The organism is Pontibacter sp. SGAir0037, assembly GCF_005491705.1.
Lineage (GTDB): Bacteria > Bacteroidota > Bacteroidia > Cytophagales > Hymenobacteraceae > Pontibacter.
Map to the genome: position 1 here is coordinate 1,472,143 of NZ_CP028092.1, position 26,737 is coordinate 1,498,879.

Genomic DNA, 26,737 nt, shown 5'->3' on the forward strand with positions numbered 1-26,737 from the left:
AATGATATGTTAAAAGCAAAGGCAGCGTTTACTGCTTTTATTTTTATATAGACTGCTTCCTAACTTATCGGAAATTGAAATTACATCTCTCTTGGAAACAGGACACAATTATCAAGACACAAATTTTTGTTTTTTGTAAAACTATTTCCAAGAAGTACTGTCGCTGTCTATAAGTATTTGTAAGGCACTGAAACCCTACTCCATTATAAATTGAAATACACTGAAGCAACCGGAATGTCTTAATTCCTAATTCTTAATTTCTAATTCAATACTAGCTTTCCTCCTGCTCCGTTACCTGGGCTTCCAGCAGCAGGCTGTCATCAATGGTTTTGCTGGTTTTGGCACCTAGTTCTTTCAGAATCTCTACCCTCCTGATTAGGTTGCCTTTGCCTTCAGTGAGCTTGTTCATGGCGGCGCTGTAGGAGCTTTGGCTGTTTTCGATGTGCTTGCCTATGGTTTTCAGATCATCCACAAAGCCTACAAATTTGTCGTATAGTTTACCGCTTTCCTCTGCAATGCGAATAACGTTTCGCTTCTGGTCTTCCTGCCGCCACACACCTGCCACAGTGCGTAAGGTAGCCAGTAGTGTAGAAGTAGTTACCAATACAATATTACGATCGAAGGCATCGGTGAAAATATCGTGGTCGTGCTGCAGCGCCAGGTTAAAGGCAGGTTCTATCGGTATATACATCATCACAAAGTCAGGAGAGTTTATGCCGTTTAACCGATGATAGTTCTTTCTGCCTAGGTCTGTAAAGTGGGTGCGAATGGAATTGATGTGGCTACGCAGGTATAGCTCCTGCTGGTCTTCGTCTTCACAGCTGCAGTAGGCTTCGTAAGCTACCAGCGATAGCTTTGAATCTACAACCAGGTGCTTGGCATCCGGCAAACGTATGATCACGTCAGGACGGTAAACTTTATTATCGTCGTTTTGGCGTACTTCTTCCCGCTCATAATGTACCCCTTTCCGCAGTCCTGATTTTTCCAGCAGGCTTTCCAGCAGGTATTCGCCCCAGTTGCCCTGGGTTTTGCTTTCCCCTTTCAAAGCCTTTGTCAGGTTAATGGCATCCTGGCTCATGCGCTGGTTCAGCGAAGCCAGCTGAGAGATTTGCTCTTTCAACGAAACGCTCTCTTTCAATGACTTCTCATAGGTGGCGTCTACCTTAGCTTCAAACTCTTTTATACGTTCTTTCAGCGGCGACAGGATACGCTCCAGGTTTTCGGAGGAAGCTTTATTAAAATGTTCGGCATTATTCACGAGCACCTGGTTGGAAATGCTCTGGAACTGTTGCAGAAGTTTTTCACGCAATTGCTCCAGTTCCTTTGCCTGGTCCTGCATACGGCTTTTCAGGTGCTCGTAGTCCGTCTCTACCTTGGTAAGGGCATTGGTCAGGTCAAGTGTTTCGGTTTGGGCATCGCGCAGCTGTTTTTTCAGGTCCTCGTTTTCCAGTGCTTTCTGTTTTGCCAGCCCCTCCAGCACACCATTGGCCACAGCAGCCTGGTTGGCTGCTTCCTGTAATTTGCCCGCTCTGCTTCGCATTGCCAGGAAGGCCATCACCAGCCCGCCTAAAAATGCCGCTATACCTACCATTATCTCCATGTGCCAAAGGTAAATATTTTTAGCAAAGGTTGCTAATGAGATTAGTTAAACCTTTTACTATGCGAGCAGTTGAGCAATCGCCTGGTCAACTTTAGCAAAATCGAACTTCTGGATTACCTGCTCCATCTGCTTCTTTATCTGCGCTGTACACAGGTTTCCGATACTGCCTTCGTGTGAATGGTTTACTTCGGAAGGAGCCTCAAAGGTACCTTCGGCAATGGCTGCCGCAATGTTCTTGTAAGCATCCCGGAACGGCACTCCCTGCAGCACCTCGTTATTTACTGTCTCCACACTAAAGGCATACTTGTACAGGTCGTTTTTCATGATGTCGGATTTCACAATAAGCTTCGGCAGCATGTAATTAGCCATCTCCAGGCAGCTGAGCAGTTCTGTAAAGGCCGGCAACAGACTTTCCTTCAGCAACTGCATCTCACGATGATATCCGGAAGGTAAGTTGCCTGTTATGAGTGCAATCTCGTTTGGCAAAGCCTGTAGTTTGTTGCAGCGGCCGCGCATAATTTCAAAGACATCCGGGTTCTTCTTGTGCGGCATAATGCTGGAGCCGGTGGTCAACTCGTCGGGTAACGTTACAAAGGAGAAATTCTGGCTCATGTACAGGCACAGATCCATGGCCATTCTGCCTAGTGTAGCAGCTACTGAAGCGAGAGCCATGCTCACGCTACGCTCCGTTTTACCGCGGCCCATCTGGGCATACACGACATTATAGTTCAGACTGTCGAAGCCAAGCAGATCAGTTGTCATCTGGCGGTTCAGCGGAAAAGAAGAACCATAACCTGCTGCAGAGCCCAAGGGGTTTTTGTTGCTGATGCGGTAAGCCGCCTGCACCAATAGCAGATCATCCACCAGGCTTTCGGCATAGGCACCGAACCATAAACCGAAAGAAGAAGGCATGGCCACCTGGAAGTGCGTGTAACCTGGCAGTAGCTTCTCTCTATGTTCCTCGCTCAGCGACTGAAGTGTATGAAATAACGTTTCAGTTGCCTCCACTACCTCTCTTAAACGATGGCGCATATACAGCTTCAGGTCGAGCAGCACCTGGTCGTTTCGGGAGCGGCCACTGTGGATCTTTTTACCAGCATCGCCAATGCGTTGTGTCAGCAGCATCTCCACCTGAGAATGCACGTCTTCTACCCCATCCTCTATCGTAAATTTACCGGCAGCTACTTCCAGGTATAGTTGCTTAAGTTCTGCCTGAACGGCAGCCAGATCGTCCTGCTCCAGCAGGCCTACACTTGCCAGCATACGGGTATGAGCCAAAGAACCCAATATATCGAACGGAGCCAGTTCCAGGTCCAGCTCCCTGTCTTTGCCAACCGTAAAACGCTCTATTTCTTCCTGTACCGGGATGCCTTTCTGCCAAAGTTTCATGTTTTAATGTGCTAATAGGTTAATGTGCTGATGTGCTAATTATTTTGTAATGATTTATTTAGTATATGTATATGACTTACACAAACTACAAGGCATAAGGTTGAAGCAATAATATTTTGTTTTCAGGAATTAAAATCCATATGTCTTGTGTCGTGCTACTTGTGTCTTTTTTCTTAACTATAAACTCTTAACTCTGAATTCTTAACTATCAAAAAGCTATTTTTTCCAGCATTTGGATGTATAGCTGTATGCCCTCTTTGATCTCGTGCAGGTAGATGAATTCATCTGCTGTATGGGAACGGGCAGAGTCGCCGGGCCCAAGTTTTAAGGATGGCACCCTTAGTAATGCCTGGTCTGATGTGGTGGGGGAACCGTAGGTATAGCGACCAAGGTTGAGGCCAGCCTGTACGATGGCATGATCTACGGGAATACTGGAAGGTTGTAAGCGCACAGAACGGGGTGTTACGTCTGCTTTTACATTTTCCCTGATCACTTGTAATACCTCTTCTAACGTATAGGCATCCGTTACCCGCACATCTACTGTAAATTTACAGGTGTCGGGCACCACATTATGCTGCGTACCTGCCTGTATAACGGTAACGGACATCTTAATTGGACCAAGTGTCTCCGAAATTTTGTTAAACTGATAGTGACGAAACCAGTTGATATCCTGCAGCGCCTCGTAAATAGCATTAACACCTTCTTCTCTGGCTGCATGACCGGATTTTCCCTTTGCTTCACAATCGAGTACCAGCAGGCCTTTTTCAGCAACAGCCAAGTGCATTTGCGTAGGCTCACCTACAATGGCAAAGTCAATATCACCTAACTGAGGCAGCACCAGTTCCAGCCCGCTTGTACCGGAAACCTCTTCTTCGGCAGTTGCGGCCAGTACAAAATTGTATTTTAACGCTTGCTGCGGGTAGAAGTACAGGAAAGCTGCTATCAGACTGGTTAAACAGCCGCCTGCATCGTTGCTTCCAAGTCCGTACAGTTTTCCTTCCTGCTCCAGTGGTTCCAAAGGGTTTAAGGTCCACCCTGGGTTTGGCTTTACCGTATCGTGGTGCGAGTTAAGCAGGATCGTCGGCAAAGATGGGTTATAGTATTTGTTAAATGCCCAGACGTTGTTTAAGTGCCGGTGCGCTTTTACCTCGTGCTTTTCCAGAAAAGTAAAAATAGCATCGGCTGTTTTATCTTCTTCCCTGCTAAAAGATTGTATACTGATCAGTTTCTTCAGAAGGTTTAGCGCCTCTTCGTAAAGGAAATGGAGTTGTGTTGTGTGGTCTGGCACTTTATTGCTGTATTTCTTAAACTTTGTGTTTAGTCTTAATTTCGAGAATCAGATAAGATGAACCGATGTTTAAAACCTTTATGAAAGAATTAACCTTTTCTTTTCCTGCAGCGACTCATCCGGCACCTTGAAATAGCTCCTTTACTCGCTCTTATACAACTGCTCTGCTTTGCCCGATGACAGCTTAATGCCTTTGATCATCGCAGAACTGAAGCCGTGGTGCTCCATTTCATTCAGACCCGCAATGGTACAGCCCTTAGGTGAGGTTACCTTATCAATCTCATTTTCTGGATGGCTGCCATTCAATAAAAGCAGTGAAGCTGCACCTTTGGCTGTTTGCGCTGCCATACGCAAGGCCTCGCTTGCATGAAAACCAATTTCGGTACCTCCCTGTGCCGCAGCACGAATAGAACGCAGGAAGAAAGCAATGCCGCAGGCGCAAAGTGCGGTGGCAGAAGTCATCAGCTCCTCTTCTATTTCTACGGTCTCTCCTACGGCTTCAAAAATCTCCTTCACCAAAGCACGGTTCTCGGCTGAGGCTTCGTGGCTGGAGATACAGGTCATGGATTCGCGAATGGCAATAGCTGTATTGGGCATAGCCCGCACCACCTCTACTCTTTTACCTATGCGCTTTACTATATCAGATACCTTTACACCTGTTACAATAGATATAAACAGATGCTTCTGCTCCTGGACCTGTTCGGCAATGTTATCCAGCACGGCATCCAGTTGCTGTGGCAAAATGCTCAGCACCACCACATCTGCCTCTGCTACAGCTGTGGCATTATCAGCTTTTACCTGAAACCCTTCCTGGGCCATGTCCTCCAGCAATCTGGTGTTTCTCCTGGTTAAGGTTATATCCGAGGCCGTGTATGTACCAGCAGCTACAAGCCCTTTTGCCAGGGCTTTCCCCATGTTGCCGCCACCGATAATGGCTATTTTCTTGTGGATTGTATTCATTGTCGGGTAAAAGGTAAGGGTGATTTATTACTTAAAAGTTAAGAATGTATGAAGAAGCTATGAAGCCTGCAGCGAGAGCAAAGTCCCCTCCTGCGCATCGGACGCCATTTCTTGCAGGTAATGCGACTGCCCGATCACCACCTGGTACACGCCCTGCTGCAAAGCATGAAAAGCATTGTCCAGCTTGGGCAGCATACCTTTTGAAACCTGGCCTGTCATGCGCATTTCCTCGAACTTTGCCGGGTTTAGGTGGCGTACCACAGAATCATCGTCCTCAGGGTTCAGCAGCACGCCCTTTTTTTCGAAGCAATAAAGCAGTTTCACTCGGTATAAGGAGGCAAAGGCAACTGCCAGAACAGAGGCAATGGTATCTGCGTTGGTATTGAGCATAATGCCCTGCCCGTCGTGCGTAAGCGGTGCCAGCACAGGCACCAGTCCTGCCTGAAACAGGGCGGACAAGGTGGTGGTGTTAATTGCCTCTGCTCCTGCCACATCACCCACGAAACCGTAATCGATGGTTTTAACAGGGCGCTTTGTCGCTCGTATGCAGTTAGCGTCGGCACCTGTTAAACCAATCGCATTGCTGCTCAGGGCCTGTAGCTGCGCTACAATGTTTTTATTTACCAGACCACCGTATACCATCGTGACCAGTTCCAGCGTCTCTGTATCAGTTATGCGGCGGCCATCCACCATATTAGGCTCTATTCCCAGGCGCTGCCCCATGGTGGTGGCTATTTTACCCCCACCATGCACCAGCAACTTAAACCCTGGTAAAGCAGCGAAGTCTCTTAAAAATTGAAGCAGCTCTACAGGAGAGTCCACCACATTGCCACCAATTTTAACTATCGTAAGGTCTTGCATTTTTCAGATTTTAGACGCTAGCTAACATCCAGTAGCTATTTTACAGATTTTCCAGCATTCGTTTCAGCACTGCCTGAGCCGCGAAAGTACGGTTATTGGCTTGCTCCAGTACCAGCGAATCAGGTCCGTCCAGAATTTCATCGCTCAACTCTACATTACGGCGAACAGGCAGGCAGTGCATTACCTTGGCATTATTCGTCAGGGCAAGTTTTTCATTGGTCATCATCCAACCTGCTCCATCTGTAAGTACTTTGCCATATTGGGTATAGCTCGACCAGTTTTTCACATACACATAGTCCGCGTTTTGCAGGGCTTCGTCCTGGTTCGTAGTAACGGTTGCGCCTTTGGTAAATTCCTCTGCCAGGTCGTAACCTTCAGGATGTGTAATTACCAGTTCTACATCGGCCTGCTGCATCCACTCTGCAAAAGAATTGGCTACACATTGTGGTATGGCTTTGACGTGTGGAGCCCAGCTTAATACTACTTTTGGCCGCTTTCCGGCAGGTGTATTTTCTTTGATGGTCAGTAAATCTGCCAGGCTCTGCAAGGGGTGACGTGTAGCTGATTCTAAGCTGACAATCGGCACTTTGGCATAACTGATAAATTTATGTAACAGGTATTCGCTATAGTCTTCGTCGCGGTTCTGCAGCTTCGGGAAAGAGCGTATTCCGATAATGTCGCAGTACTGCCCCATTACGGCCGCCGCTTCTTTGATGTGCTCCACAGTAGTACCGTTCATAATAGCTCCGTCTTCAGTTTCCAGTGCCCATCCCTCTTTGTCGAGGTTCATCACCATTACATTCATGCCCAGGTTAAGGGCTGCTTTCTGTGTGCTGAGGCGGGTACGCAGACTAGGGTTCAGGAAAATGAGACCCAGGGTTTTATTTTGCCCCAGGCTTTTATGCTGAGATGGATTTTCTTTCAGTTGCAGCGCTTCTTTTACCAACGCATCGAGGTCGGTAACATCATGCACAGAAGTATATTGTTTCATTAAGACTGTGGTTGTAAAGAATAAAGAATAGATTCAAAAGCAGTTAAAAACTTATCGGCTTCGCGGGCGCCCATGTTGAGCGGTGGCAGCAGCCTTAAAGTATTTTTATCTGACGAGGAACCCGTAAAAATTTGGTGCTCTTCCAGGAGTTGCTTGCGGATAGGCCCGCATGGTTCTTCCAACTCTACGCCTATCATCAGCCCGAGCCCGCGTACTTCGCGTATGTTTGGCAAGGTACGCAGTTCCTGCATCAGGCGCTGCCCCATTTGTTGGGCATTCTGCACCAGGTTTTCTTTCTTCATTACTTCCAGCACGGCAATGCCAGCTGCGCAGGCCAGGTAATTGCCGCCAAAGGTGGTGCCGAGCATTCCATGACGGGCTTCAATAGCCGGATTGATCAGCACGCCTGCTATTGGAAAACCGTTACCCATGCCTTTTGCCACCGTGATCAGATCAGGTGTAATATTAGCGTATTGATGTGCAAAGAATTTGCCGGAGCGTCCGTAGCCAGACTGAACTTCGTCGAGTATAAGCAGCGCACCTGTTTTTTTGCAGGCAGCCGCAACAGTTTGTAAAAAGGCTGTATCTGGTATATATACACCGCCCACGCCCTGTATACCCTCCACCATGACCGCAGCCAGTTGGTCTCCGTACTGTAGTATAGCTTCTTCGAATGCTGCGGAATCGTTTAGCGGAAGGAAAATGTAATTATCCGTCTCGTTGATGGGCGCAATAATAGAAGGATTGTCTGTAGCGGCCACCGCTGCAGAAGTCCTGCCATGAAATCCTTTTTTAAAAGTAATTACTTTTTTGCGGCCTGTATGGAATGAAGCAACTTTAAGTGCATTTTCGTTTGCTTCGGCGCCTGAGTTGCAGAGAAAAAGGCTATAATCGGTATAGCCGGAGAGTTCCCCCAGTTTTTCAGCCAGCTCTTCCTGCATGGGCATCTGCACCGAATTGGAATAGAAGCCGATATCATATAGTTGTCTGGCTATGCGTTTTACATAGTGCGGGTGGCTATGGCCAATCGAGATAACGGCATGTCCTCCATAGAGATCGAGGTAACGGTTGCCTTTGTCGTCCCAAACGTAGCAGCCTTGCCCACGCACGGGGTTTATATCAAAGAGAGGATATACATCAAAGAGGTTCATTGGCGTAAAATTAGATGTAAGACGTTAGACAATAGATAAAATAGAAAGAGTCGACTACTGTTGACATGGTTTATTTAAATTATGAATTATAAATTAGAATTTATGAATGAATTCAACTCGAAAGGATATAGCCTTTGCCTGCTTTTATTCGATTATATATTCTAAAATAATTTTTTTTGTTAAACTGTTTGTACCCAAGCCTGAACTAAATACTAGTAATGATGAGCAGATTTCTTTTAGTTTTTAAAGCTCTACCGTCATTTCAAATCTTTGATTCATAATTTCTAATTCCTAAAACCCGGAAGGTTTTAGCTTTAGTCCTGCAGTTTCTTCCAGCCCGAAAAGCAGGTTCATGTTTTGCACGGCCTGGCCCGATGCGCCTTTTAACAGGTTATCGATCATGCTTGTTACTACCAGCATTTCTCCTTGTTTCTCGAGGTACAGCAGGCATTTGTTGGTGTTTACCACCTGCTTCAGATCGGGATTGGCTGGAGACAACCATACAAACGGGTGGCTGCTGTAGTACGTGCTGTATAGCGCTGTTGCCTCTTCCAGAGTCAGGTTACTTTTCAGGTAGCTGGTGCAAAGGATGCCCCTGGTAAAGGGTCCGCGGTAAGGCACAAAGTGTACCGTTGGCACTTGCTCTCCTTGCTGTAGTTCATGCAGACTGCGCCCCACTTCGTTCAGGTGCTGGTGGTTTAGTACCTTATAGCTGGAAATATTACTGCTGCGCCAGCTGTAATGCGAGGTCGGGCTTAAACTCTGACCTGCTCCCGTACTACCCGTAATGCCGCTTACATGCACCTCTTCCGTGAGATAACCTTTAGCCGCCAGAGGCAAAAGAGCCAGCTGAATAGCCGTGGCAAAGCAACCAGGGTTAGCAATATGCTGTGCCTGCTTAATTTTTTCACGCTGCAGCTCTGGCAAACCATAGACAAAGGTTTTATCTGCCAGGGTAACAGGTGCCGCATTAGTGGCAAGCCCTTTCCAGCGAAAGTCCTGGCTCAGATCTATAATCCTGGTTTGAGCTGGAAATTCATTTTCTGAAAGAAAAGTCTTTGCCGCGCCGTGTCCTACACACAGAAACAGCACGTCTACCTCCTGCGCATAAGAATCAGAGAAAGTTAGCTCTGTATCGCCTAAAAGATCGGTATGCGTATTGGTGACAGGTTTTCCGGCCTGGCTGTTACTGTGCACAAAAACCAGCTCCACGTGCGGGTGGTTGATCAGGAGGCGCAGCATTTCGCCTCCTGTATAACCGGCTCCGCCTATGATGCCCGCTTTTATTTTTCCGTTGCCCATTCTTCTGAAGCACTGTTTACCGTGTGGTACAGCTTTGTCTGGTTACCGAATATTTTTGTGAATCCTTTTACGTCGTCTGCTGTCCAGGCGCGGTTCATCTCGCCGTAGCTGCCAAACTTGTCGCTCATCAGGTCATGCTCACTCTCAATGCCTTCAACCTGAAAGCGGTAAGACGCCAGTAGTACATGTACCTTGCCTGTTACTGTTTGCTGGGTGCTTTCCAGAAAAGTCTCGATGTTGCGCATGGTTGGGTCCAGCAGTTGCCCTTCGTGCAGCCAGTTACCGTACCAGGTAGCCAGCTGGTCTTTCCAGTATAGCTGCCATTTCGTAAGCGTGTGCTTTTCCAGGGCATGGTGCGCTTTTATAATCACCATTGGTGCTGCTGCTTCAAAACCAACGCGGCCTTTTATACCGATAATCGTATCTCCTATATGAATATCACGGCCAATAGCAAAAGGCCCGGCTATTTCCTGTAGTCGCTGGATCACCTCCACCGGGTTTGCAAACTTTTCATCGTTTAACCCAACCGGCTCCCCGTTCAGGAAGTGCAGGGTAATACGCTCCGGCTCGTGCTTGCTCAGTTGTGTCGGGAAAGCTTCTTCCGGCAAAGGCAGGTGCGAAGTAAGGGTTTCTTTGCCACCTACCGATGTTCCCCAGATACCTTTGTTAATGGAGTATTGTGCTTTTTTGAAGTCCATCTCTACCCCATGCTGCTTCAGGTATTCTATTTCGGCTTCACGGGAAAGTTTCTTGTCGCGGATCGGAGTGATAATTTCTACATCCGGGATAATAGCCTGGAACACCATGTCGAAACGAACCTGGTCGTTTCCTGCTCCCGTACTGCCATGAGCCACACAATCAGCGCCTATGCTTTTGGCGTAATTAGCTATGCTTAAGGCCTGGGTCACACGCTCTGCACTTACAGAAAGCGGATAAGTATTATTTTTCAGCACATTGCCGAAGATCATGTACTTAATGCAGCTCCTGTAAAAATAGTTTGTTTCGTCGAGGTGTACGTGTTGCTTTACACCCAGTGCATACGCACGACGTTCTACTTCCTGCAGCTCCTCCTGCGAGAAACCACCTGTATCTACTATGGCAGAGTATACTTCAAGGCCTAGTTCGTTAGCCAGATAAAGGGCGCAATACGAAGTATCAAGCCCACCGCTAAAAGCTAGCACTACTTTTTTCATGGCAATAGGTTAAGTTATAAATAGGTAGTTGATTAAGATGCTTGTTTTTCGCCCTGGTTAGCCAAGGCCACCGGCTGTACGGCCAGGTGCTGGCGGTAACGTCTCCAGCGCTCCTGCAGCGGGCTGCTTTTTGGTGCCTGCTTCTGCTCTACTACCGGCAGTGGCACAAAGTCAGTGGCCTGTGCCGGATCGAAAAGCATGGCGGTGCAAAGGCAGTTGCTGCGGTTCTTGGCAGTTAAAATCTCGAAGTTGACACAGCTCTGGCAGCCTTTCCAGAATTCCTCATCATCGGTCAGTTCAGAATAGGTGACAGGTTTGTACCCTAAACTGGAGTTGATCTTCATAACGGCCAGGGCTGTGGTTAAACCAAAGATTTTTGCATCGGGATACTTCGTGCGTGAAAGCTCGAAAACCCGTTGTTTTATCTGGCGGGCAAGGCCACTCTTGCGCAGGTCCGGTGAAACGATCAAACCGGAGTTGGCCACGTATTTACCATGACCCCAGGTCTCGATGTAGCAGAAACCTGCCCATTTTCCGTCCGGGTGCAGTGCAATAACAGCTTTCCCCTCCTCCATCTTCTTGGCCACGTACTCAGGCTTGCGCTTGGCTATACCAGTACCTCTGGCTTTGGCTGAAGACTCCATCTCATCGCAGATTTGCTGCGCATAAGTTACGTGGCTTTCATTGGCCACAACAACTACAAATTCAGACAAGTTGGTCATTAAAGAATATAATATATAATAATGAAGCTGCGCTGGCAGCACCAGATCAAACAAATAAATACAATAACATACGAGGCTTCCTGCGAAGTTGCCTTGTAAATATTGCCTGGAAAATCAAGATTAGGTAGTGTTGGAAAGATGACCGCTACGTAGGTGGTCAGGCATGCTATCGGCCTAGGGCCTGAGTCGCATTGAAGTAAGGGCGTGCCTCAAAACTACCCTGCTAAAGCGGGTAGAAAAATCCTCACTCTTAGAGAAAGAGTGCATTATCGATGGCGTAGCGCCAGATAAAAGGACCTTTTTTTTCATTTCAGATTAAATAAAAAAGTTTAGAGTTTTGTTTTACTCTTAAGTCATTGCAAATGTTTTCAATAAATTCTGACTTATACAACTAAACCGCAAAATATCTGATAAAATTCATTTTATAATATAAATTAACTACAAAAATTATCCTTTTTTAATATTTAAAGACTCCTATCTGAAAAAATAGCTCCGGAATTGCATTAGTTTTGTACTGTCTCTTAAAATAGCTTAAACTTGTACTCCTCCTGACCTTTATCAAACTCATTTAATGAAAAACCTTTCACTTGCCGTTATCATAGGCATTCTGTTTTCGGCGATCGGCACAACGACACTTATCATTTTCAGAGAAGCGCTGACAGCTGCTATATGGTTAAGTTTCGGCAATGGCCTGCTTGTATCAAACCTCAGGTTAAAGGGAGTTGATGAGCAGGGGCGGCAGTTTGTAAAGCCTATCCCCAGGATACGGGTGAACATAGGGCTTTTTCTGATTGTACTGGCGGTAATGCTTTTGTTTCTGCAGGTCTACCTGGATCTGAAGCAATAAATTTAAATCTTATCCTGTAGCACCAGGTCGAGGTGATATGGAATATGTTCTCTTCTCATTTTCAGTTTAAGCTTTTTCCCGGGTCTGCTTTCGAGTACTTCCAGCAACTGGTTAATGTCCAGCTCCATGCAGTCTTTCCCGTCTATAGAAAGAAGCTGATCCCCCACTTTTATGCCTAACTTGGAAGCGGGAGACTCGGCAACTACATGGGAGATATAGTAGATATTTATACCCGGCAATGGCGTAGAGACTTCAAAACCAGCCAGGTTATAGTTGAAGGGAGATTTGTACTTGTTGTTTGGTTCGAAAACAATTCTTTTATGCGGATAGTCGAAAATAACCGTGAACCTCTTTAAGATATCTGCACCCAGGTGACCATTGCGGTTCGATATATTGAGTGCAAGCCTGATATCGTCTTCGTTAGGATAGGCAACAGGCAGGTTCTCGAGGTTGTGCCTTCCAAACGAAATGCTGTTGATTCGACCTATCTTTCCGGTTATATCGCCACTTAGCCCACGGCCCAGGTAAGCCTCCAAAACTTTAGGGGGTAGCTCCAGGCGCTCATGGCTGGGCAGGTAAAGAGAAATTGTATTGCTGGCTCCTGTATCTACAATTAGCTTCACCTTTAATGTATCTCCATTAAACTGCTTTACATGGGCATACAAATAAGCCTTGTTTCCGTCTATTTCCAGCGGATAAACTTCAGATTTCTTTTTTAATTTCACCTGCGCATCGGGTTTGTATAGGGTTAATACCCGGCTGCTGTAGTTTACCTTTACAATAAAATTTTTAAAGATATCATAGCCGATCAGGCCATGGATCGGCATGCCCATACGCATCGATAAATCAAGCACATCCTGTAGCAGCACGAATACAATCTGGTTTTCGCCTGATATGCCTTTTAAATACAGCCTGTTGCCGGTAGAGTGCATGGCTTCCAGTGCTTCCCCTGCCCCTAAACCCTGTATGGAAATTTTCTTTGGATTTTTGAGCTGCAGGGAGTCGTTGTAATGCAGCTTCGTAATCAGCATGTTTTTAACACCTGTATCTAAAATAAAGTTAAGAGGCTGTGAGTCGTTTATCCTGACTGGAATAATGATGAGGTTATGGACAAGCTTGAAAGGAATTTTAACGCTCTTTCTGTTATGGTTGAAGGTAACAGAATCGTTGGGAAACTCAAAAACCTGTGCCTGTAACGGAGACACAAAGCTAAGCAGAAGACAAAATACCGATATGATGCATGCCCCTGTCATAACTCCACATATAATAAAATTGCCTTACAAATCCGATATTTTCTTATACGCTTTACAGCTTTTTAAGAAGACATAAATTACTAATTTTGAAGTAAATAAGCCACTTTTAAAATTATTTTATCCCAAAAAAGAGGTTTTTAAAAGAAAAAACTGCTCACTAAAGCGCATTTTCAAATTTTTTTGCTGGTTTTTCTGTCAATGTTTTGACTTTAAATATATTGACAACTTCAAGCTTCTTCCATGGGCAGACACATGCATTACAGTAAAATATGTCTTGTTACCTGACGCTACTTTCGCTCGCACAAAATCCTTCCTGGGGGTGTTTCGTTAGATATAGCACCGTTTACTTTTACCGGGCAGAAGAACATTAACTACTACTATGAAAAAAGAAACTAAAGATAAAGTGATACAAGAAGTTACAGAGATTCAGGATAAATTAAAGCAGTTGCTGGCCCTTTTAAACGAGAACGAAGAGTCGGCTTCAGAAGAAGCGGATGAAGAGGATGATATTGTTAAAAATGAGGCTATACCTGTCATTGAAATTGATCTTAATAAAAGCTCTGAAGAGGACTTATAGATAAATTTTACACCATCTGAATGAACAGGCTTTCCCCCGCTAGAAGGAAGTGCGGGGAAAGCCTGTTCATGTAATAAACTCTTTTAACCCAATTTAGTGCAAAGAAATAAATATAAATATTCGTATAATTTTAGAAAATGATTTTCTAAAAACTAAACTGATGATTGTTTGCAAAGATCATTAATTATGGGATTCGATGGCCTCTATTTTTATAGTGAATAGGCTAAAATAGGTGCCAATTCAGCTGTAAATGCGATTTTTAAGTTTTTTTATGAGTATATTCATTTCGAGAAGCTGAGAATTTACTACTCATTAATTATACTTTACTAATACATGCATTTTATCGATTTATCCATTTTTATCCTTTACATGCTGGCCATGCTTGGCGTGGGTTTTTACTTTTTAAAGAAGAACCAGGGCGCTGACGACTATTATGTAGGCGGACGAACAATGGGTAGTGGCCATATCGGTTTATCTGTTGTGGCAACGGATGTAGGCGGAGGCTTTTCGATTGGTTTAGGCGGCCTGGGCTTTGCCTTGGGCTTATCTGGTTCCTGGATGTTATTTACTGGTTTACTGGGTGCCTGGCTCGCAGCCGTTTTTCTCATTCCCAAAGTAAAGAACAAAAGCGCTTTCCAGCGCTTTTTAACCTTTCCCCAGATCTTCGGGTATTACTTTAATACTCGTGTTGCTTTACTGGCTGGTGTTATTTCTGCGATAGGCTATACCGGCTTTACCAGCTCGCAGATTCTGGCTGGCGCTAAACTGGCTAGCGGCACCTTCGCAAACCTCGACCTCACCACTGCCCTCCTGATTATGGGAGTAATAGCAGTGGTGTATACTGTAATGGGCGGTTTAAAAGCTGTTATTTACACCGATACCATTCAATGGGCCATATTGATGGGAGGACTCGTTTTTATTGGTATACCTGTCTCTTTCCTGGCAGTAGGTGGTGATATGGGTGCGCTTACCTTTAGCCAATTATTCAACTGGACCTGGCTAGCGGAACAGTCTTCCCGGAGCATGAATGCCATCCGAACGACTCTCCCACCAGAATTCTTAAGCCTTACGAACATTACCTGGCAGGAACTGGTGAACTGGAGCATTACCATTATACCCATTTGGTTTGTCGGCATGACACTTTACCAGCGCATTTATGCCTGCCGCGATGAGCGGACAGCGAAGCGGGCCTGGTACCTGGCAGGTTTATTTGAATGGCCAATTATGGCTTTTATGGGCGTGAGCCTGGGGATTTTAGCGCGTGTAGCCTCGGAACAAGGGATGTTTGAGGCACTTGGCGCAGCCACAGGAAGCGCTGTGGATCCCGAAACAGGTTTGCCGATGTTGCTCCGAACGGTGCTGCCTGTTGGGTTGATGGGACTGATGCTGTCTGCCTATTTCTCTGCCATTCTCTCGACAGCCGATAGTTGCCTGATGGCTTCTTCGGGCAATATTGTAACAGACATTATTTCCTATTTCAGGAAAATGGATCCTGATGCGCCTTCCACCCTGCGTTTATCTCAGTTAGTTACCCTGCTTGTAGGTGCCTTTGCGCTGTGGCTGGCCTCTACCATGACGAACGTGCTGGACCTGATGCTATACTCCTATGCCTTTATGGTGTCCGGTTTGTTTGTGCCTGTTATAGGTGCCTTGTTCTGGAAAAGGCGCAGCAATGCCGGAGCTTTCTGGGCCATGCTGGCTGGCGGGCTGGTTACAGTGCTGCTGCAGATACAGGAGCGCTTCAGTCTGCCCTTCGGTCTGGATCCGAATATGTTCGGCCTGCTGGCTTCCTTTGTGCTTTATTTAACGTTAACATTATTATACCCGAATAAAAACCGAATCGAACATGACAGAAACAAATAACATTAGCTACTACATTTTTACACCAGCCAATAACAGTGAGCTTGAGCGCGACGAAGTGATTGATTTTCTGTTTCACCAATTGGATGAATACGGAGATGCGCGTGAAGACATTGCCAAATGCATGGCGTACGCGCTTTCGGAGGCCGAGGGAAAAGGAGGAGCTGTGTTGGTAGCGCGAAACGATGGAAACATTGTAGGGGCGTTAATACTGAATAATACGGGTATGAGCGGGTATATACCTGAAAATATACTGGTTTATGTGGCCGTTCACAACAGCCAGCGAGGGAAAGGCGTAGGAAAAGCGCTTGTTCAGCTGGCTGCCGATAACACGGAAGGAAGTATTGCGCTACATGTGGAGCCGCAAAATCCGGCCCGTACATTATATGAGAAGCTGGGCTTTACAAATAAATATTTAGAATATAGACTACACCGATAAACCATGGCTGTACTAAAGCTACACCGAAAGAAACTTCAGCATAACTACAACCATCTCAATAAGGTATTCCGGGAGCGAGGTATAGAATGGGGTATTGTTACCAAATTGCTTTGCGGAGAAGAGCTTTTCCTGAGAGAAGTACTGGACCTTGGGGTAGAAGAAATACATGATTCCAGGGTAACCAACCTGAAAGCAATCAAACATATAGACCCGACTGTGCAGACTGTTTATATCAAACCTGCACCAAAAAAGAGCATTCCTGAAATTGTGGAGTTTGCTGATGTCAGCTTTGAGACGGAACTGGAGATAATCCGCCTAATCTCGGAAGAGGCAGGCAGACAAGGCAAAACGCATAAGATCATGATCATGATTGAAATGGGAGATTTGCGGGAGGGAGTAATGGGCGATGACCTGGTGAAGTTTTACGAGCAGGTTTTCGAATTGCCACACATAACTATAGTTGGACTTGGCGCTAATTTCAACTGCCTGCATGGTGTTATGCCTACACAAGATAAACTTATACAGCTCAGCCTGTACAAGCAGGTAATAGATGCAAAATTCAACCTGGAAATACCCTGGGTGTCCGGCGGTACATCCGTAACCATACCCTTGCTGTTTAATCACCAACTGCCTAAAGGTGTCAACCATTTCAGGATTGGCGAAGCGCTGTTTTTCGGGTTAAATCTTTTTACCGGGGACACCTTTGAAGGCATGCACGACGATGTGTTTGAGTTTTGTGCTGAAATCATAGAACTGCAGGAAAAGCCTAAAATTCCCATTGGTATTCTGGCCGAAAACCCGAGCGGCCATAGCTTTGAAATAGATGAGTCGCTGTACGGGCAAACATCCCACAGAGCTATTTTGGATGCCGGCTTACTTGACATTAACCCAAAATTCCTGCTTCCGAAAGATGAGGCTCTGGAGGTAATAGGGGCTAGTTCGGATATGCTGGTAGTTGAACTGGGGCAGAATGAGATGCAGTATAAAGTTGGTGATACCCTCACTTTTAACCTGCGCTATATGGGTGCCCTCAGCATCATGAACTCGAGATATATCACCAAAGAAGTGGTGGCCGAATAATTGCAAGACTTACTTCAAGACTTACTTATAGAAGTAACGAGAAGGCCTGGGTTCTTTCATCTGGAACCCAGGCCTATTTAAGTGAGGGTTTAGTCTGTGCCTAAAAGCGCATCCAGAAAGCCTGTCTCTTCTTTTTTCTTTTTGAACACGATAAGCGGCATGTCGTCGTTGTAGTGCATCAGCTTTTCGGTAACGCTTCCGACCACAAAAAGGGCAGCGGCTGTTTTTCCTTTCGCACCTACCACCAATAGATCTCCTTTGGCTCTTTTAGCTTCCAGTACGATCAGTTCGCCAATATCATCGTCGTTGTGCTTCTTAACCAGTTTTAGTGTGGTTCGTGCTTTCAACTCGGGGAACCGCTGCAATAGCTGGTCAAATTTTTCCTTGGCAAACCCCTGCATGCGACGATCGAAATCTTCGTAGCTGATGCCAAGCGTAATGTAGCCTGTTGGTACTTCGTATACATGCAGGCAAACCAGCTCCAGGTCTGGATTTACAAGGGCTGAGTTCAGCAGCCGCTCCATCGCCATCATAGAGTATTCTGAAAAATCCACACTTATTACAGCACGTTTAAGCTTCGGTTCGAAATTTTCAGGAACAAAAAGGACACTTACCCGGCCGTTGCGCACTATTTTCTGTGACAATAAGCCGCTTCCCTTTAAGCGGAGTTTTCTGCCAACTACCGCCAGGTCTATTTGTTCAGACTTAGAAATATGCAGCAATTCTTTAAGCGGAGAACCTTCCAGAACTTTTATCTCCAGTTGTACCTGTGGCAGGTTGTTAAAGTGTGGCTGAACCTTATCTGAAATAGCCGTGTGAATTGCCTCTCCTGCCGATAAGCCCTGTCTGTCAATATCATGAAATACATCATCGTGTATATCCAGGCTTCTTTCGGTGTGTATGAAGTATACTTTCTGAATGGAGGAGATGCGGCACAAAAAAGCAGTATACCGAATCAGTGTCTCGTCCATCTCTGTCAGGTCGAGCCCGACCATTAAGCGTTTTAAGGTATTCATAATGTTCGATTATGAGTGGGTTTGAGTTATAACATTAAAAATTTCCACCTACGCTACCCCTCTCTCCTTCTCTTCAAAATGTAACTAAATCCGCGCAGGCGGGTACTATGTGTTTAAACTACCTTACGAAACAAACAGCTATATCTTTACATAATATACATATTTCATGCTAATCGCCATACTTGCAGGGCTTCTTGTTGCTTTTGCTGCGCCACAGTTATACCGCCTCCTGGGCAAAATGATTATGGTGCCTATGGTGCTGTTGCCACTGGCCTTGTTTGTCTACTTTTGTACCTTTCTTGCTCCGGTCCTGAACGGGCAGACAGTGGTGCAGGAGTTTCGCTGGATTTCTTCTCTTGGGGTGAACCTGCTGTTTCAGCTCGATGGTCTTAGCCTCTTTTTTTCATTGCTGATCACCAGTTTTGGCACCCTGATTATGGCCTATGCTGCCTCTTACCTGAAAGGCGATGCACTTCTGGGCAGGTTTTACCTGTACCTCACGCTCTTTATGACAGCTATGCTGGGCGTAGTGCTGTCTGCCAATATACTCTGTTTACTGGTGTTCTGGGAAGTGACCAGTATCAGTTCTTATCTACTTATCAGCTATAAGCATAAATATGAAGTAGCGCGGGCTTCGGCTTTACAGGCACTGCTTATTACAAACGGCGGCGGCCTTTGCCTGATGGCCGGACTTATTTTGCTGGGTACAGCCGGTGATACTTATTCTATTGTAGAGCTACAGCAGATGCATTCGGTGTTGGCCGACCATCACTTATATGTGCCCATTGTGCTGCTAGTCATGCTGGGGGCTTTCACTAAATCTGCCCAGTTTCCGTTTCATGTCTGGTTACCGAATGCTATGGCGGCCCCAACACCTGTCAGCGCTTACCTGCATTCGGCAACTATGGTAAAAGCGGGTGTATACCTGCTAGCCCGATTTACGCCTATGCTCGGCGGGAGCGACCTCTGGAATTATACCATAATGGCCGTTGGAGCTGTTACAGCAGTCGTTGGAGCTTTCCTGGCTTTGCAGCAACTCGACCTGAAAGCAATACTGGCTTATACAACTATCAGTGCCTTAGGAAGCCTGATCACCCTGATCGGTATTGGCTCTCCTTTTGCCTTGCAGGCAATGCTGGTGTTCCTGTTGGCGCACGCACTCTACAAAGGAGCCTTGTTTATGATTGCCGGCACCGTAGACCATGCTACCGGCACCCGCGACACCACAAAACTGCATCTGCTTGGCCGTCGTATGCCCATGCTTTCTGCAGCAGCCGTACTATCGGCTTTATCCATGGCAGGCATTCTTCCCTTCTTCGGATTTATCGGAAAAGAACTGCTTTACGAGGGCACATACGAAGCACCGGCGTATGCCATACCGCTCACCATTTGCATTGTCTTTTCCGGCGTAGCTTTTGTGGCAGTGGCTATCCGGCTTGGCTTTGGCATCTTTTTTAGAAAATCAGGTGAGCCTACCACTATAGCACATCAACCCGAAACTGCTTTGTGGCTGCCTCCTCTCCTGCTGAGTTTGATTGGTCTGTTGTTCGGGCTGCTGCCGGGCACCTCGGTTACGCCTTTGTTAAACGCTGCGGCCGCTGCCCTGATAGGTGCACAGCAGGCAGGGCTTGATCTGGCACTCTGGCATGGCTTTAACACCATCCTGATGCTCACCCTGCTCACCATCGCGCTTGGAATAGCTGCCTATACCTTTACTAATGTGTTCACCACCTGGCCGGTGCACCTGGAGCGGCTTTATAAAATCGGTCCGGGACAGCTCTACTATGGATTAAAGAAAGCAGCTTCGGTTGGAGCAGTAGCCTTAATCAGAAACGTGCAGAATGGCTCCTTAAGGAGTTATGTGGCCATTATTATCCTCACCTTCGTAGTTTTTGTTGTCGCAGCTATCTGGCAGGAAGCTCTGTTCAGTGTTGTGAGTTCCCAAACCTGGCTTACTGCTTTCGGAGATATAGAGCTGAACGAGTACCTGCTCATACTGCTCATGCTACCTGCCACCATATTTGTAAGCACCACCAGGTCGAGGCTAATAGCCATTACCACCATGAGCCTGGTTGGCTATGCGATAGCGCTGGCTTATATTTTCTTTGGAGCTCCCGATTTGGCCGCCACGCAATTTTTGATAGAAACCCTTACAGCCGTGCTATTTGTGCTTGTGCTGCATAAACTGCCCAAACTAAGCCCGATGGTTAAGAGCCCGAAAATCAACCTGAAGTACATTTCTTTGTCTGTGCTGTTTGGTGCTACCATGTCCTATGTGATGGTTATGGTGCGGCAGTTCCCTTTAGATTCGGAACTGAAAGCCTATTATGGCGCAGCCAGTTGGCTGGAAGCCAAAGGCAGAAATATTGTAAATGTGATTCTGGTGGATTTCAGGGCATTCGACACACTGGGAGAAATCACTGTGCTGGCAGTGGCAGTGATTGGGATTTTCTCATTGCTACAACTATACCCGGAGAAAGGAGATCAGCTATGAAAACCATTATACTTGCAGCAGCGCTACGCCTGTTTTTCCCGCTGTTTATATTCTTTTCGTTTTACATCCTGATCAGGGGGCATAACCATCCTGGCGGAGGTTTTATCGGCGGGCTCATTCTGGCCATACCTTTTATTTTTCATGTGCTCATACATGGAGCAGCAGAAACCCAGGATACGCTTTTTGTGAAACGGGTTTACTCTCTTAAAAGAAAGGAGCGGGAATCATCTTTGAGCTACTACACCCGGAACATTGGTTATCGCCTGCGTGGCCTCCTTCCCTGGTACTCACGCGAGGACAAGGACAAGGTCCTGGTCCGGCAGTTTGTAATAGAACCTCTGAATGTGATTCCGGTGGGGCTTGCCCTTTCGTTAATCAGCGGATTGATTCCCCTGTTTTTAGGAGAGGCTTTTTTAACAGGCGTATGGGCAAAAGCGCAGTTGCCGCTAATAGGCAAAGTAGGAACAACCCTGTTATTTGATATAGGCGTTTACCTGCTGGTTTCGGCCGTGGTGCTTAAAATAACATTAGTCATGTCTAAAGAATAACCCTATGGATTTAATTTTTGCAATCGGAGTGGGTTTGCTGTTTGCGGCCTCCTTATACATGATCTTACACAGGCACCTCTTTAAATTAATTGTAGGGCTGATGGTTTTTGGACTGGCAAGTAACCTGTATGTATTTGCCATCGGCAGGCTTACACGCGAACAGAGTGCCATTATACCGGCAGATGCCGATGTGGCTGTAGAGCCCTTTGCCGATCCTGTTCCGCAGGCTTTGATTCTGACGGCCATTGTTATAGGTTTTGGCTTGCAGGCTTTTGCTATTGTACTGGTAAAGCGCCTGTACCAGGTAGCAGGCACCGATAATATAGATGAGTTAAACAATACCGATAAAATAGATTCTACCGAAAACTAAACCCGATGCTGATACAAGACAACCTGATATTGCTGTTACCGATGCTGGTGCCTTTGGCAGGAGCTATTCTGTGTATTTTCTGCTGGAGGGCTGTTTTGAGTCAGAAAGTGGTGGCACTGCTCACCCAGCTTTGCCTGCTGGCCAGCACCGCATGGTTGTTTCAGCAGGTGGTGGAGAGAGGAATTTTAACTATACAGATCGGTGGCTGGCCTGCCCCTTATGGCATTACGGTTATTGCAGACCTTTTCAGTTGCCTGATGCTCACGGCCAGTGCTCTGGTGGGTTTAGCGGTTGTTTTATATTCGTTTTATGATTTAGACAAAGCCAGGATCAGGTTTGGCTATTATCCGGTGGTGCTGATTATGCAGATGGGTATTGGAGGTACTTTGCTGACCGGAGACCTTTTTAACTTGTATGTATGGTTTGAAATACTGTTGATATGCGCTTTTGTACTGATTACAATAGGAGGCACAAAGCAGCAGTTAGAGGGCGCCCTGAAATATGTAACCATCAACCTGATTGCCTCCGGGCTTCTGCTGGTAGGCATCGGAACGGTATATGGTGTTGCAGGATCGCTTAATATGGCTGAAATAGCTGTTCAGGCCCGCAACTTGCCTCATACGCAAAGTTTATTTGTGGTAGCCAGCATGTTCTTTATCGTGAGTGTCGGTATCAAAGCGGCAGCATTTCCGCTGTTTTTCTGGTTGCCTGCCTCCTATCACACGCCTCCTATCGCTATCTCAGCCATTATTGCAGGGCTCCTGACCAAGGTGGGGGTATATGTGCTGATCAGGCTGTTTACGCTAATCTTCCAGGTGGAGCCCGGTATTACAAATAGCATCCTGCTCTGCATGGCGGGTTTTTCTATGGTTATTGGTGTGTTGGGAGCCGCTATACAAACCGACTACAGAAAAGTGCTTTCCTTCAGCATTGTAAGCCAGATTGGTTATATGCTGATGGGGCTCGCCATTTTTACACCGCTTGCTATTGCAGGTTCTATCTTTTTCATCATCCAGAACATGCTGGTAAAGGCCAACCTGTTCCTGGTTGGCGGGGCCGTAGCACAGGAGCGCGGCACTTTCAGCTTCCGATATCTGGGTGGAGTGTATAAGCACCGGCCCCTGCTGGCAGGTATTTTCTTTGTGTCGGCTTTGTCGCTTGCGGGTATACCGCCCTTTTCCGGCTTCTGGGGCAAGCTAATGCTGGCAAGAGCCGGTTTCGAAAGCGGCTTTTACACCATAGCAGGTATAGCGGTTGGTGCCAGTATTATCACAATCATTTACCTGACCAGGATCTGGAACCAGGTTTTCTTGAAAGATAAACCAGCAGACGCTGCCATTGCCCTGCTCCCGACGCAGCCTTTCCGAGGTATACTGCAACTGCCTATGCTCCTGCTTTTAGGCTTTATCCTGGCAATGGGTGTTTATGCAGAACCCTTTGTGGACTTTACCTTACAGGCTGCCGACGGTCTGCTCAACAGCGAAAACTACATTAATGCCGTATTACATAAACCACAGGCAGAAAGGATAACGCCATGAAAACATTTCTCATACACTGTATTATAGCCGCCTATGTGGTAAACTGGGTGCTGGTGCAGCAGGAGTGGCTGCCTTTCAACGCCTTTGTAACCTTTCTGGTGTTTCTGGGTGCTTTCTTTATCCTCTGGCTGAGTGCGCTTGTTTATAACAGGGAATATTTCAGGAAAATGCCGAAGGTCATCGGGCTGTTTTTCTTTTTTCTGAAGGAGCTGATCATGGCAAACCTAAAAATCGCTTATGATATTATTACGCCACGGTATTTTATGAACCCCGCTATTATTGCTTTACCGCTTAAAGCCAAAACCGACCTGGAGATTAGCCTGCTGGCCAACATGCTTACCCTTACTCCCGGCTCTTTGAGCGTGGATGTTTCTGAAGACAGAAAGGAACTCTATGTGCATCTGCTTTACGCTGCCGACGAAGATGTAGAGTCGATTAAACTGGAACTGAAAAACGGATTTGAAAGAAGAATTTTAGAGATAACTACATGAACCTGTTTGATACTTCCCTGCTGATAGCATTTTTTGTGCTGGGTGTTTGTCTGCTGCTGGCTGCCATCAGGTTTGCCATGGGTCCAAGTCTGCTGGACCGCATCACCGCTTTCGATTTAATTGTGGCAAATGTAATCGGTCTTATTGCTATTTACAGTAAACTGACGCGAGATTTTGAGCTGATTGATGTTGCCCTGATCCTTTCACTGTTCGGTTTCCTGGGTTCGATCTCGTTTACCTATTATATGATGCGCCGTTAAACATAGCCTATGAACCTGGATATTGAATTTATAAAAGAAATCATCAGTAGTGCTTTTATTCTGGCTGGGGTATTCTTTATGCTGGTAGCTGCCATTGGCCTGCTGCGCCTGCCAGATTTTTATACGCGTATGTCAGCCATTACGAAGGGAGCAACATTAGGCATGGGTTTTATAGTGGTAGGTATTGGCGTGTATTTCAACGATACTGAAATCATGCTGAAGATACTGGGCATACTTTTCTTTACGCTCATCACCTCTCCTGTGGCTGCCCATGCCATTACCCGTTCTGCCATACATAAAAAAGTAACGCTCTGGAAAAAAACGAATATCGAAGAGTTTGAAACTTATCTTAAGAAGAACAGGCTGGAACTGATTGAGAAAAAAGGCGACAACGACAAAGCCGCCAGCTGAATGCTTTACTGTGCCCGCCTCTCTTCACCTGTAAAAGGCCTGGCAGGAACAGCATAGGTCCTGCGTGCATCCACAGAAGTAAGTTTATGGTCCGGGTAAGTTAAGGCCGCAAGTTTACCGCCGAACACACAACCGGTGTCGATGTTGATGGAAGAGAATTGGTTAGCAAAAACATAAAAAATCTAGCGACTACCATCCTCGTTTTCTAACTTTAGGGGTTAATTCCCGGTTGGGAACCAAGAAAGATCCTTTGCAGGCATGCCTTATACTAAAAAGTATAAAATTCCTTTACTATGGTTAAGAAGACATACTTCTGACCGCGACTTTATGCTCATTTCCAGTGTGCTGGTTGGTTTAACAGCAGGTCTGGCAGCAGTAGTTCTCAAAACCTTTGTGCATTACATTCACGAACTGCTGGCTTACGGAAACAGGCTCCTGGATCAGCCCATCTGGCTTGTCGTATTTCCTATCATTGGTATCCTGCTCACGGTTACGCTGGTGCAGTTCTTTTTCGGAGGCAACATCGGCAAAGGTACAGCCAACATTTTGTTCCTTATCTCGCAAAAGTCGAGCCTGGTAGAGCGGCATAAGATGTATTCACACATACTTACCAGTGGAATTACAGCAGGTTTTGGTGGTTCGGCAGGTCTGGAGTCTCCTATTGTGGTTACTGGTTCTGCCATCGGGTCTAATTACGGGCGCGAATATCACCTGAACTTTCGGGACAGAACCTTGCTCTTAGCGTGTGGCGCTGCGGCAGGTATTGCTGCCGTGTTTAACGCGCCCATTGCCGGTGTGCTTTTTGCAATTGAGGTACTCTTGACAGACATTACCATTTCAGCTTTCATTCCTTTAATTATTTCGGCTGTAGTAGGCGCACTCTGTTCGCGCATCATCTTAAAGGAAGAAATACTTTTCTCTGTCGAACAAATGGACGCTTTTCAGGCTTATAACGTGCCATATTATGTGCTGCTCGGCATTCTTTGCGGCATCACCTCGGTTTACTATACCCGCATGGTGCACCGTATAGAAGATGTTTTTGCTCCTTTTCAGAACCAGGTTTATCAGAGGGCTATAGTAGGAGGAATCCTGCTGGGGCTGCTCATTATGCTTTTCCCGCCTCTGTTCGGGGAAGGTTACCAAAGTATTAAGTTGCTGCAAAACAGCCATCCTTCTGTATTGCTGGAGGATAGCTGGCTTTCATTTTTTGGCTCAAACGAATGGCTTATCCTTTGCTTTGTAGGAGCACTGGCACTGGTAAAAGTGTTTGCCACAACGTTAACCATTGTATCGGGTGGTAACGGCGGAAACTTTGCTCCTTCTATGTTTGTAGGGGCACACTTGGGTTTCTTCTTCTCCAGGCTGCTGAACATGCTGCAGGTAAGCAAAATACCCGAAAGCAGCTTTACCATGGTGGGAATGGCCGGTATCTTAAGCGGTGTAATGCACGCACCTCTTACCGCAGTCTTCCTGATTGCCGAAATTACGGGAGGCTATACCCTCATGATCCCGATTATGATCGTGTCGGCTACTTCTTTTGCCCTGGTGAAATATTACGAACCATACTCCCTCGATACCAAAAAGCTTGCCCAGAAAGGCGAGCTTCTTGGCCGGAACAAAGACCTGACAATTCTTCGCATCCTGAAGATCCGGCACCTGATTGAAACGGAATTTCAGCAGGTACCGGCCGAAGCCAACTTAGGTGAACTGGTTCAGGTTATAGCGCACTCAACCCGTAATATTTTTCCTGTTGTTGGTCAGGATAAGCGCTTGGAAGGAATCATCCTGCTGGAAAACGTGCGTGAGATCATGTTTAAAACGGAGCAGTATGACCAGGTAATGGTAAAGCAGCTTATGATCAAACCAATGGCCCTGATCCAGATAGACGATAGTATGGCAGACGTAATGAAAAAGTTTGATGAGACCGGTGCCTGGAATCTGCCTGTCGTTGACAATGAGAAATATGTTGGTTTTGTGTCTAAATCCAGCATCTTTACCAAGTATAGAAAGCTTCTTATCAAAACAACAGAGATGTAGTAACTCTGCCGCTTTTAATTGTTCTGCGGTAGCTGCACACCAAAACCTATAAAACCGAA

25 protein-coding genes are annotated in these 26,737 nt (G+C 46.3%); 13 read left to right on the plus strand and 12 right to left on the minus strand.

The window, feature by feature from the left end:
• Positions 1–271: 271 nt before the first annotated feature.
• The 10 genes from rmuC to C1N53_RS06145 form a co-directional block, all read right to left on the minus strand.
• Entirely contained in the window at positions 272–1,600 is a 1,329-nt protein-coding gene (gene rmuC, locus C1N53_RS06100; RefSeq protein ID WP_137758461.1) for a DNA recombination protein RmuC, read from the minus strand.
• Positions 1,601–1,657: 57 nt separating this feature from the next.
• On the minus strand, positions 1,658–2,989 hold the full coding sequence (gene argH, locus C1N53_RS06105) for an argininosuccinate lyase (RefSeq protein WP_137758462.1): 1,332 nt from the start codon (positions 2,987–2,989) through the stop codon (positions 1,658–1,660).
• A 208-nt stretch (positions 2,990–3,197) separates the two neighbouring features.
• On the minus strand, positions 3,198–4,277 hold the full coding sequence (locus C1N53_RS06110) for a M20 family metallo-hydrolase (protein ID WP_137758463.1): 1,080 nt from the start codon (positions 4,275–4,277) through the stop codon (positions 3,198–3,200).
• Between the two features lie 141 nt (positions 4,278–4,418).
• Positions 4,419–5,237 carry a pyrroline-5-carboxylate reductase gene (gene proC / locus C1N53_RS06115; protein WP_137758464.1) on the minus strand — a complete coding sequence of 273 codons (819 nt, stop codon included), beginning with the start codon at positions 5,235–5,237 and terminating at the stop codon, positions 4,419–4,421.
• Positions 5,238–5,294: 57 nt separating this feature from the next.
• Positions 5,295–6,098, minus strand: a complete 804-nt coding sequence (argB, locus tag C1N53_RS06120; RefSeq protein ID WP_137758465.1) for an acetylglutamate kinase — start codon at positions 6,096–6,098, stop codon at positions 5,295–5,297.
• A gap of 40 nt (positions 6,099–6,138) precedes the next feature.
• Positions 6,139–7,089, minus strand: a complete 951-nt coding sequence (locus C1N53_RS06125; protein WP_137758466.1) for an acetylornithine carbamoyltransferase — start codon at positions 7,087–7,089, stop codon at positions 6,139–6,141.
• On the minus strand, positions 7,089–8,240 hold the full coding sequence (locus C1N53_RS06130) for an aspartate aminotransferase family protein (protein WP_137758467.1): 1,152 nt from the start codon (positions 8,238–8,240) through the stop codon (positions 7,089–7,091). The genes C1N53_RS06125 and C1N53_RS06130 overlap by 1 nt, the downstream gene beginning before the upstream one ends.
• Before the next feature lie 291 nt (positions 8,241–8,531).
• A complete protein-coding gene (gene argC / locus C1N53_RS06135) occupies positions 8,532–9,542 on the minus strand; it encodes an N-acetyl-gamma-glutamyl-phosphate reductase (RefSeq protein WP_137758468.1) in 1,011 nt (336 codons plus the stop codon).
• Positions 9,524–10,735 carry an argininosuccinate synthase gene (argG, locus tag C1N53_RS06140; protein ID WP_137758469.1) on the minus strand — a complete coding sequence of 404 codons (1,212 nt, stop codon included), beginning with the start codon at positions 10,733–10,735 and terminating at the stop codon, positions 9,524–9,526. The genes argC and argG overlap by 19 nt, the downstream gene beginning before the upstream one ends.
• Positions 10,736–10,767: 32 nt before the next feature.
• Positions 10,768–11,457: a GNAT family N-acetyltransferase gene (locus C1N53_RS06145; RefSeq protein ID WP_137758470.1), complete on the minus strand. Its 690-nt coding sequence runs from the start codon at positions 11,455–11,457 to the stop codon at positions 10,768–10,770.
• A 571-nt stretch (positions 11,458–12,028) separates the two neighbouring features.
• On the opposite strand from C1N53_RS06145, the gene C1N53_RS06150 reads away from it, so the two are divergent.
• Positions 12,029–12,304: a hypothetical protein gene (locus C1N53_RS06150; RefSeq protein ID WP_137758471.1), complete on the plus strand. Its 276-nt coding sequence runs from the start codon at positions 12,029–12,031 to the stop codon at positions 12,302–12,304.
• Positions 12,305–12,306: 2 nt separating this feature from the next.
• Here the strand turns inward: C1N53_RS06150 and C1N53_RS06155 are convergent, their stop codons facing one another.
• The gene (locus C1N53_RS06155) at positions 12,307–13,509 is read right to left on the minus strand and encodes an aspartyl protease family protein (protein WP_240773404.1); all 1,203 of its coding nucleotides are present in this window, start codon (positions 13,507–13,509) and stop codon (positions 12,307–12,309) included.
• A gap of 427 nt (positions 13,510–13,936) precedes the next feature.
• On the opposite strand from C1N53_RS06155, the gene C1N53_RS06160 reads away from it, so the two are divergent.
• The 4 genes from C1N53_RS06160 to C1N53_RS06175 all read left to right on the plus strand — a co-directional run bounded on the left by C1N53_RS06160 (position 13,937) and on the right by C1N53_RS06175 (position 17,513).
• Positions 13,937–14,134 (plus strand): hypothetical protein, encoded by a 198-nt coding sequence (locus tag C1N53_RS06160; protein WP_137758473.1) that lies wholly within the window; start codon positions 13,937–13,939, stop codon positions 14,132–14,134.
• 333 nt (positions 14,135–14,467) lie between these two features.
• Positions 14,468–15,997 (plus strand): sodium:solute symporter, encoded by a 1,530-nt coding sequence (locus C1N53_RS06165; RefSeq protein ID WP_137758474.1) that lies wholly within the window; start codon positions 14,468–14,470, stop codon positions 15,995–15,997.
• A complete protein-coding gene (locus tag C1N53_RS06170) occupies positions 15,981–16,433 on the plus strand; it encodes a GNAT family N-acetyltransferase (RefSeq protein WP_137758475.1) in 453 nt (150 codons plus the stop codon). Before C1N53_RS06165 ends, C1N53_RS06170 begins: the two co-directional genes overlap by 17 nt.
• Positions 16,434–16,436: 3 nt before the next feature.
• Positions 16,437–17,513, plus strand: coding sequence for an alanine racemase (locus C1N53_RS06175; RefSeq protein WP_137758476.1), 1,077 nt, complete (start codon positions 16,437–16,439; stop codon positions 17,511–17,513).
• An 89-nt stretch (positions 17,514–17,602) separates the two neighbouring features.
• On the opposite strand, the gene C1N53_RS06180 is transcribed toward C1N53_RS06175, so the two are convergent.
• On the minus strand, positions 17,603–18,529 hold the full coding sequence (locus tag C1N53_RS06180) for a universal stress protein (protein WP_137758477.1): 927 nt from the start codon (positions 18,527–18,529) through the stop codon (positions 17,603–17,605).
• Positions 18,530–18,695: 166 nt separating this feature from the next.
• Between C1N53_RS06180 and mbhE the strand changes: the two genes are divergently transcribed.
• The 8 genes from mbhE to C1N53_RS06220 all read left to right on the plus strand — a co-directional run bounded on the left by mbhE (position 18,696) and on the right by C1N53_RS06220 (position 26,678).
• Complete coding sequence (gene mbhE / locus C1N53_RS06185; RefSeq protein ID WP_137758478.1) at positions 18,696–21,023, plus strand: hydrogen gas-evolving membrane-bound hydrogenase subunit E; 2,328 nt, start codon at positions 18,696–18,698, stop codon at positions 21,021–21,023.
• Positions 21,020–21,571, plus strand: a complete 552-nt coding sequence (locus tag C1N53_RS06190; protein ID WP_137758479.1) for an MnhB domain-containing protein — start codon at positions 21,020–21,022, stop codon at positions 21,569–21,571. The genes mbhE and C1N53_RS06190 overlap by 4 nt, the downstream gene beginning before the upstream one ends.
• Positions 21,572–21,575: 4 nt before the next feature.
• On the plus strand, positions 21,576–21,941 hold the full coding sequence (locus tag C1N53_RS06195) for a Na+/H+ antiporter subunit C (RefSeq protein WP_137758480.1): 366 nt from the start codon (positions 21,576–21,578) through the stop codon (positions 21,939–21,941).
• Positions 21,942–21,946: 5 nt separating this feature from the next.
• Positions 21,947–23,479 (plus strand): proton-conducting transporter membrane subunit, encoded by a 1,533-nt coding sequence (locus tag C1N53_RS06200; RefSeq protein WP_137758481.1) that lies wholly within the window; start codon positions 21,947–21,949, stop codon positions 23,477–23,479.
• Entirely contained in the window at positions 23,476–23,970 is a 495-nt protein-coding gene (locus C1N53_RS06205; RefSeq protein WP_137758482.1) for a Na+/H+ antiporter subunit E, read from the plus strand. The genes C1N53_RS06200 and C1N53_RS06205 overlap by 4 nt, the downstream gene beginning before the upstream one ends.
• Positions 23,967–24,230: a monovalent cation/H+ antiporter complex subunit F gene (locus tag C1N53_RS06210; RefSeq protein WP_137758483.1), complete on the plus strand. Its 264-nt coding sequence runs from the start codon at positions 23,967–23,969 to the stop codon at positions 24,228–24,230. Before C1N53_RS06205 ends, C1N53_RS06210 begins: the two co-directional genes overlap by 4 nt.
• A gap of 9 nt (positions 24,231–24,239) precedes the next feature.
• Entirely contained in the window at positions 24,240–24,641 is a 402-nt protein-coding gene (gene mnhG / locus C1N53_RS06215; RefSeq protein WP_137758484.1) for a monovalent cation/H(+) antiporter subunit G, read from the plus strand.
• 258 nt (positions 24,642–24,899) lie between these two features.
• On the plus strand, positions 24,900–26,678 hold the full coding sequence (locus C1N53_RS06220; RefSeq protein WP_137758485.1) for a chloride channel protein: 1,779 nt from the start codon (positions 24,900–24,902) through the stop codon (positions 26,676–26,678).
• Positions 26,679–26,737: the final 59 nt, after the last annotated feature.

Excerpts from the sequence above, each read along its gene's own strand:
- mnhG (WP_137758484.1), top strand. The coding sequence starts at position 24,240 with ATGAACCTGGATATTGAATTTATAAAAGAAATCATCAGTAGTGCTTTT.
- C1N53_RS06130 (WP_137758467.1), bottom strand. The coding sequence starts at position 8,240 with ATGAACCTCTTTGATGTATATCCTCTCTTTGATATAAACCCCGTGCGT.
- C1N53_RS06175 (WP_137758476.1), top strand. The coding sequence starts at position 16,437 with ATGGCTGTACTAAAGCTACACCGAAAGAAACTTCAGCATAACTACAAC.
- C1N53_RS06170 (WP_137758475.1), top strand. The coding sequence starts at position 15,981 with ATGACAGAAACAAATAACATTAGCTACTACATTTTTACACCAGCCAAT.
- C1N53_RS06205 (WP_137758482.1), top strand. The coding sequence starts at position 23,476 with ATGAAAACATTTCTCATACACTGTATTATAGCCGCCTATGTGGTAAAC.
- C1N53_RS06190 (WP_137758479.1), top strand. The coding sequence starts at position 21,020 with ATGAAAACCATTATACTTGCAGCAGCGCTACGCCTGTTTTTCCCGCTG.
- mbhE (WP_137758478.1), top strand. The coding sequence starts at position 18,696 with ATGCTAATCGCCATACTTGCAGGGCTTCTTGTTGCTTTTGCTGCGCCA.
- argH (WP_137758462.1), bottom strand. The coding sequence starts at position 2,989 with ATGAAACTTTGGCAGAAAGGCATCCCGGTACAGGAAGAAATAGAGCGT.
- argC (WP_137758468.1), bottom strand. The coding sequence starts at position 9,542 with ATGGGCAACGGAAAAATAAAAGCGGGCATCATAGGCGGAGCCGGTTAT.
- C1N53_RS06165 (WP_137758474.1), top strand. The coding sequence starts at position 14,468 with ATGCATTTTATCGATTTATCCATTTTTATCCTTTACATGCTGGCCATG.
- proC (WP_137758464.1), bottom strand. The coding sequence starts at position 5,237 with ATGAATACAATCCACAAGAAAATAGCCATTATCGGTGGCGGCAACATG.
- C1N53_RS06200 (WP_137758481.1), top strand. The coding sequence starts at position 21,947 with ATGCTGATACAAGACAACCTGATATTGCTGTTACCGATGCTGGTGCCT.
- C1N53_RS06220 (WP_137758485.1), top strand. The coding sequence starts at position 24,900 with ATGCCTTATACTAAAAAGTATAAAATTCCTTTACTATGGTTAAGAAGA.
- argG (WP_137758469.1), bottom strand. The coding sequence starts at position 10,735 with ATGAAAAAAGTAGTGCTAGCTTTTAGCGGTGGGCTTGATACTTCGTAT.
- rmuC (WP_137758461.1), bottom strand. The coding sequence starts at position 1,600 with ATGGAGATAATGGTAGGTATAGCGGCATTTTTAGGCGGGCTGGTGATG.
- C1N53_RS06125 (WP_137758466.1), bottom strand. The coding sequence starts at position 7,089 with ATGAAACAATATACTTCTGTGCATGATGTTACCGACCTCGATGCGTTG.
- C1N53_RS06180 (WP_137758477.1), bottom strand. The coding sequence starts at position 18,529 with ATGAATACCTTAAAACGCTTAATGGTCGGGCTCGACCTGACAGAGATG.
- C1N53_RS06210 (WP_137758483.1), top strand. The coding sequence starts at position 23,967 with ATGAACCTGTTTGATACTTCCCTGCTGATAGCATTTTTTGTGCTGGGT.
- C1N53_RS06195 (WP_137758480.1), top strand. The coding sequence starts at position 21,576 with ATGGATTTAATTTTTGCAATCGGAGTGGGTTTGCTGTTTGCGGCCTCC.
- C1N53_RS06145 (WP_137758470.1), bottom strand. The coding sequence starts at position 11,457 with ATGACCAACTTGTCTGAATTTGTAGTTGTTGTGGCCAATGAAAGCCAC.
- C1N53_RS06150 (WP_137758471.1), top strand. The coding sequence starts at position 12,029 with ATGAAAAACCTTTCACTTGCCGTTATCATAGGCATTCTGTTTTCGGCG.
- C1N53_RS06160 (WP_137758473.1), top strand. The coding sequence starts at position 13,937 with ATGAAAAAAGAAACTAAAGATAAAGTGATACAAGAAGTTACAGAGATT.
- argB (WP_137758465.1), bottom strand. The coding sequence starts at position 6,098 with ATGCAAGACCTTACGATAGTTAAAATTGGTGGCAATGTGGTGGACTCT.